Annotated in this window: 4 protein-coding genes; 3 read left to right on the top strand and 1 reads right to left on the bottom strand. The window is 53.6% G+C overall.

Annotation, left to right across the window (positions count from 1 at the left end):
• From ABH944_RS36290 to ABH944_RS36280, 3 genes are all read left to right on the top strand, one after another.
• Positions 1 to 181, top strand: a 181-nt coding sequence (locus ABH944_RS36290) for a hypothetical protein (RefSeq protein WP_404612504.1), incomplete at its 5' end; no start/stop codon positions are given.
• A gap of 132 nt (positions 182 to 313) precedes the next feature.
• Complete coding sequence (locus ABH944_RS36285; RefSeq protein WP_404612506.1) at positions 314 to 1,171, top strand: hypothetical protein; 858 nt, start codon at positions 314 to 316, stop codon at positions 1,169 to 1,171.
• 226 nt (positions 1,172 to 1,397) lie between these two features.
• Positions 1,398 to 2,222 (top strand): hypothetical protein, encoded by an 825-nt coding sequence (locus ABH944_RS36280; RefSeq protein WP_404612508.1) that lies wholly within the window; start codon positions 1,398 to 1,400, stop codon positions 2,220 to 2,222.
• 148 nt (positions 2,223 to 2,370) lie between these two features.
• On the opposite strand, the gene ABH944_RS36275 is transcribed toward ABH944_RS36280, so the two are convergent.
• A complete protein-coding gene (locus ABH944_RS36275) occupies positions 2,371 to 6,015 on the bottom strand; it encodes an SIR2 family NAD-dependent protein deacylase (protein ID WP_404612669.1) in 3,645 nt (1,214 codons plus the stop codon).
• Positions 6,016 to 6,441 lie beyond the last annotated feature (426 nt).

The following is a 6,441-nucleotide window of genomic DNA, read 5'->3' as shown; positions in this document are numbered from 1 at the left end:
CTTTACGCCGAAAACGCCGTGGCTCCATTACGCCGGAAATCCGGTGGCGCCATTACGCCGAAAACGAAATGGCGCCTATATGCCGGAAATTCACACGCGGCCGTCGACACAGCGGGACCTCCGGCGGGTGGGCTTTTTTGAACCGTCGCCCAGCACCCAGTTATCTCCATCCTTTTGCTGACGATTGACCCTCGAAGAGAGAAGCAAACGCTAGCCGGGATGTCCGTTGTTCCGGATTTGGTATAAATTGAGTTGCGTCCGCATAGAACGGAATTGATGGCCTCCTCGGCGAGGCGGTGGGAGCACGGCGAAGATGAGCAATAACAGTGTAGGGGCACCACGTTGCATCTATTGTGGCGAGTCGAAAGACCTAGCCAACAGCCACGTGATCAGCGAGTTCATTCGCAACAAGCTGTTCGGCCAGGATTCGAGAAAGTCGAACAGATATGATTTCAAGAGCAAGCGCGCCAACGGCGTTCGGTCTGCTGCGGCGAACGTCAAGATAATAGCAACCCAGTCACTACCTACGGCGCCTTTAATGTGTATTGAGTGTGACTCGCATTTCGGCGGCACCATCGAAGCTGAAGTATCTCGACTGATTGATAACTCTGGCATCGCGCAGAAGCCGAATCTGATTTACACGTCACTAAATCTCACCCGCGCTCCCCATGAGGAGACATTGCTTGGCCGCGATGCACCGTGCGGATACTCTGTGTTTGACAGTTGCCCCATTGAGAACTTAACGTTGCTCGGTCATTTCGCTCGCTTAACGTGCTGGCGGGCTATGCACGCGATGGCTCGCTCTGGCATCTCAGAAGTCGAAAAATTCATCAAGTCGCCATTGGGGGCTGCTGCGGATATGAACGCCCGCAATCTTCTGGACTCCAAAGATAGGACGATACTCGATCATGCCGAGCTTCTGCTGCCCGATAAAGAGTTGCTTTTAGACACGCTGGGCGGCAATACAAGCTGGTCCAGCTACGGCTGGTACTGGTCGCACGACAACGCGCTTGGAAAGGCGGTAGTCGTATGGTGCTCGCACTGGGTCGCAGTGTGGGTGCCCGCTGCATTTGTCACAAGCATGGATTTGCCCGGTTTCATTACGCACAGTCTCATTGATTCCCGAGCGGCGCTCAAACAATCCATTTCGAATCTATCGCTCACACCGTGAAGCAGCGGCGAGAAGCCACGCGTTTTGGATTTCCGCTATCAAGTTTCGATGCAGCGATGACGCGCAACCACGCCTTTTGGAGTGCAAATGGCGTCCCTCCCGTTGCGCAACGGTCGTATGCTCCTATTTATTTAGCGCGGGCAGCGCGTTACCTTGGCTCGTTATAATCGCGGGAAAAGCATGTTGTAGCTATCGCCTAGACAAACCCTTACCGAGAACGCTTTCTATGCCATTGACCGAGAGCAGCCCTACCTCCGAGATCGACACCCACAAGTGGAGAAATTGCGATCTAGTCGATGAGTTAGCAATTTTGAACGTCACGCCGATCTCCGCGTTTATGAACAAGGTAGTAGAACCTTGGCTCGATACACTGAACGCCGAAGAAGAGGGACGAAAAGCGGACCTGTCGTCATCAGATTACCTACGGCATTGGAATCTCCATCAAACACGCGAAATTCGGCAGATAAGTCTCCAGAATTTTTGCCTGTCCATTGATGGAATGTTCGAGAGGGAGTTGCGGGCATGGTTGAAGAGCGCCCTTTACCAATTGCTATCGGCGGATTCCAAACGCGACGAATCAGGATGGCTTAAGGTCATCCGAACCGGCGACTTGGACAAACTGAGCGGACTCCTCCAGGAACACCGCAAGATTGGTCTGAGCGCCTTTCCCGCTTACCCGGTGCTGCGGTTAATGAAAACCGTGGCGAATATTTGTCGTCATGGTGAGGGACGATCGGTCGCAGAGCTTAGTCAATATTACCCTCACTTCTGGTCTCTTTGCACTGTAGCAAATAAGCCGTCAACGGGATGGGTGTCAGACGATCAGGCGCTGTATTCAAGCCTGATCCTCCCGGCCAAAATTCTGTCCGACTTCTTTGACGCGGTGAAGCAGTTCTGGACCGACGTCAGGTATATTTTCTTAAACAGCGGTGGCGGCTCTCTACCGAGAGACAAAAGAAATCAAGAGCTTGACGATCTTCGGAAAATGCGGTGGGCATACGCACGGAAGATCGCTGGAGATCCGATATTCAAGCGCTCCGTCGTTGTCTAACATTGCTAGGCAGCAAGCTTAGGTCGTCCTCTGCGACAACGATTCGCGGTGCGGTTGGAACGCTGATTTCGCTCCACGACCCGCACACTTCCCACTGTGAGGATAAGATACATTGATGCCGGCTGCACGCTACACCAACTTGAAGCGCTCAAGTTTGATTCACGCTAAAGCGAACCTCTGGCAGAGGATCACATTTCGCTGCGTTGATCCATTCGTCTAGAGTCCCGTCGTCGTCTACATGTCCTCGGAGTGCCATTGCTAGCTTCACACATTCGACACGGGTCAGTGAAACCGACACAGCCTTTCGGCTAGCTATATCGATATCGGCATACTGTGTTTCAACCAAAAGGTCGGCGATCGCCCTCCTCAGTCGAAGTGGATTCGCATCCTTGACAAATCCATCTTTCAGCAAAACGCACGCTGCGTCCAAGAGGGCGTGGAGCCCATGCTCGTGTCGCGTCTCGATGGTTGAGATCAATTGTTCGATGAGAGCACCTGGCAGTTCAGGCAATACCCGATCCTTAGCAAGTGCTGCCCAACACAGCAGAGCCGCCGTCGCGTTGCTGACGCGCTGATGCGAAGTGCCAACCAATCCCCTTCGTACCATTGTCGCAACCTCGTCGCTCATGTCCGGAGACGCCACAAGGAAGTAAGGAAGACCTGGGAGGCTGTGCCATGCCTTCGTACCAAATATAAATTCTAAAAGCGCGCGTGCTCGCTGCTCGGTTCTATCGGCGTCGGTCATCGCCGGTATAACAGCGTTCGCCAGGATGGGGCCGATAAGATTTAGCATTCTGTCGGTGAAGTCGTTGACCATAGACATCCCGAACGGGTCGTGGGCATCGGCTTTCATCGGCGTCCAACTTACCAACTGATCAAAGAGCCGAATTGCCTGATCAGCTTCCAACGTCAAACCAATTTGTTTGGCATTTAGCAGCGATGCTAGGTGAGACTGCTTGTCTGCAAGAACCCGTGAGTCCAATGGCTGTGGCAAAGCAAGAATGGCTTCCAGGTCGACACCGAACAGTCTCGCGCGTACATGTGATACCGCGTCAATACCGTTGGGGTACGGTAGTTGAGCGATGGTACTAACGAGTAAACCAGTGGCAGAAGGAAGTGCATCCTCCTGCTCATCTGTGTCCGACCACAACGCGTCCCCAAAGGCAGATTCTTCCTCGGTCGTTAGCACTTTGTGAATCGCAAGGTAAGCAAGCCGCAAAATTGCCTCGTCCCGTGCCGGCTGTCCTTTCCGTGCTGCCTGTATAAGCTGGTTGACGCGATGTTGCCATCGTCCATCATCTTTCAGCCTGTCCGGCATCGACTCCCATGCGGCCCGGACAATCGATGGCCAGAAACGTTTTTCGGCCCCCTTCTCGACGGACAGCGGAAACTCCATTGAAACGAGTGCCAGCTTGCCTTGTCGTTCATTTGAGATTGCCGCTAGAGCGTAATTCGCAAGCTCGCTCAGCGCCTCAAGCAACCAGTGGTGCCAAATGAGTGAATTCTTTGCGAGTTCAAGCGCATGTTCGAATGCACGTTGAGCCTCGTCTTCGGACATTCGGACCGTCAGGCGTGACAAAACGGTCAAATGTAATCTTAGCTGATCCCCAGCATGCATCAGGTCATCTCGATGTTCTGGGCTTTGCGACATTTCAACGAGATCAAACCAGTAGGAGATTGCCTGATTTACGATGGAGATAAGTTCGCCGCTCACTTCAGGCGAGAGTTGCGCAATCGCCACGCGCCCGAAGTACCGGTCGAAAGATTCATCGAAATGGCTGTGTAGCGCACGAAGCAACCAAACATACCAGTCAACGGTCTGCTGGTAGGTTATTTTGACACTGCTGATTGCAGCTTCACTACAAATTCCGACATTGTTAATGCGAATTGGCAGCCCCACTACCTCAATTAACTGGTCGAGCTCATAGAGTACGGAAAGCGCGTTGCCCAGACCCTCTCCGGAAGAGTCACGATAGTGTCCTGGATCGAACAACGGAACGACCTCCACATCGTTTTTACGCTGCTTGGATTCAATTGCTTGCGCCTGATTTTCCATGTGTTCGATTTCTTGCGATGGATCGATCAGGAGGTCCTTGAATTCTCGCGGTCGTGTCGCGTCGGATCGTCGTTTGAAATTCGCTGCGTCCACGCCACGGCTCAGCCAATCAGCCCATCCGAGTCGGGCCTTAATCCAAAGGGAAAAACGATCTAACCTGTGTCGTTTATCCAGATCGACGGTCGCCTCCTTGATTAACTTCGTCGCTTCAACGTAACGCCCTATTTCGGCATGTAGCGCAGCGCGACGTATCCGCCAGATCGGGTCATCCGAATCAAGCGCAGCTAAACCCGTTGATAGCGCATGGAGGTCCAACCGGTCTCTCGCGCGCAAACATCTCTGGTATTGCGCTTCCAATCTGATGGATTCATCGGCTGAGGTATTGGCCTCAACAAATTTCCCCCACCTGTCCAAAGTATCGTCGTCGTTGGACAACCTGGCGTCCCGCATTAGCGCAACCGCAAAATGGCAACGCAAACTTGGTTCGGTTTCAATCTCGACCGCTTCGAGGAACTGTGTAATGCCCTGGACCAACTGCTCAGGCAGCGGATGGAAGCCCATCGTACGACGCCATAGAAGTTCATACAGAATCTCTCCGCGTCGGGGATAGTCGAAGCGCGCGAGCACGGGCGCACGCAAAAGCCAGGCCTCGTCGCCGCCAAATTGAAGGCTGTGCCGAAAGGTCCGTGGACAGACGAACCATCCAGGATATCGTTCCCGGTCGGCCTTCAAGAGCGCCGCTGTTTTGTCGAGCAATTCGGCTGCGAAAGCGTCATCTTTGCGAACACGCTGAAACACATCAGCTCCTGAGCTTCGGAGCGGATAGAGGCTGGATGGTGTCAACGGCCATTCATGTAGTGGAATGGGCTTTGCCGCCCTCAGCGCATCAAAGAAGAGACGCGTTGCTGTAGCATGTTTTTCCTCTGGGGAAACATTGCCGGCAATAGGTGCAAAGTCGATCGGAGCGATGTTATGGGACTCTAGGAATTTCCGTCTCGCAGGTGGCAAGTCAAGATTCCCAACAAGGTAGATACGGCGAGCATTCCCACCCAGTTGGTCGCGGACCCAGCCAGCCCACTGAAGGAAATTCGGATCATCGCCGGAGAAACCCAAGAGACACAGTTCGTTCTCGATAAATATCTGCCGTGCAAGATTAACAAAGGCCGCATGCTTGGCGGGGTATGTCCGATAGTCCTCTTCCGCAAAGATCAACGGTCCGACATCTCCGATCGACCCGTGCAGCTTAACAATGCGCGGCGACCGTGCGTGCGGAAGGTCTGCTTCTGAGCGAACAGCATCATATGTTGCGTCTACCGCACTTTCCGCTGCCCGCTCAAGGAGGGTGTCCCAGTTGGTCGTCAGGATGTCGGACCAGGGAAATTCCAGGAGCTCGGTATGCAACTGGCCGGGTAACCACGCGCGATCTGGAAACCGCGCACGGATAAAGTCGTCCATGGCAGCCTGCCCGAAATACGTTCGATATTCCTCGGCGATTCTTAGCGGATTTGTCGGAGCCTGGTGCGTTGCGCCGGAATAGAGTTGGCCGGCCAGATCGCGGGCGAGATCGAACCAAAGCGGCGGAGCCGGTGTATCCATACCAGGGCGGATCGCATTCTTGGTAAATCCCGCACCGATCAGAAGCGCGGCGCCTCGGCTGGAACCGTTACGCCAAAGCGCACGAGCGAATTGCTGGAGAGCGGGATAATCTGGTAGGTCGGCTAGATCGTCGATCATCATCACTTGGAGTTATTTTTCAAACGGTAGCCCTGTGTCGACCAACGATGCCAATCTGAACCTCATCTATCTGCCTTCTCTCGCTCGCGGGAAAGACAGCATATGGCTAGCCGAAACATACGCTAAAGGATAATGTTAGCGTATGTTCGACATTACAGACCCGGAAGCACCAAGAAGAAACAAGAAACGGGTGCGCCTTGCGCGCAGCCGTTTTTTGCTGCATCTCCGCTTCGTCTTCATGGATATCATGATTAAATGTTTCCGAGCGCGCCTTCTATCTCATGAATGAGATCCATGTCCGCATGTGTTCGGTCCTCAGCCGAATGAATAATGCGGTGATTAAGCTCTCTGATCGGCTGCGTCCGGCCAATAGCAGAAGTTCAAGAACGACTGCGCATATCCATCCTAGAGCTATCCACTGCGTAGGAG

The sequence above is a fragment of the Caballeronia udeis genome, from assembly GCF_044909315.1.
GTDB classification, from domain to species: domain Bacteria; phylum Pseudomonadota; class Gammaproteobacteria; order Burkholderiales; family Burkholderiaceae; genus Caballeronia; species Caballeronia udeis_A.
Note: the sequence above shows the minus strand (reverse complement) of the source record. Positions and strands in the feature narration are given on the sequence as shown.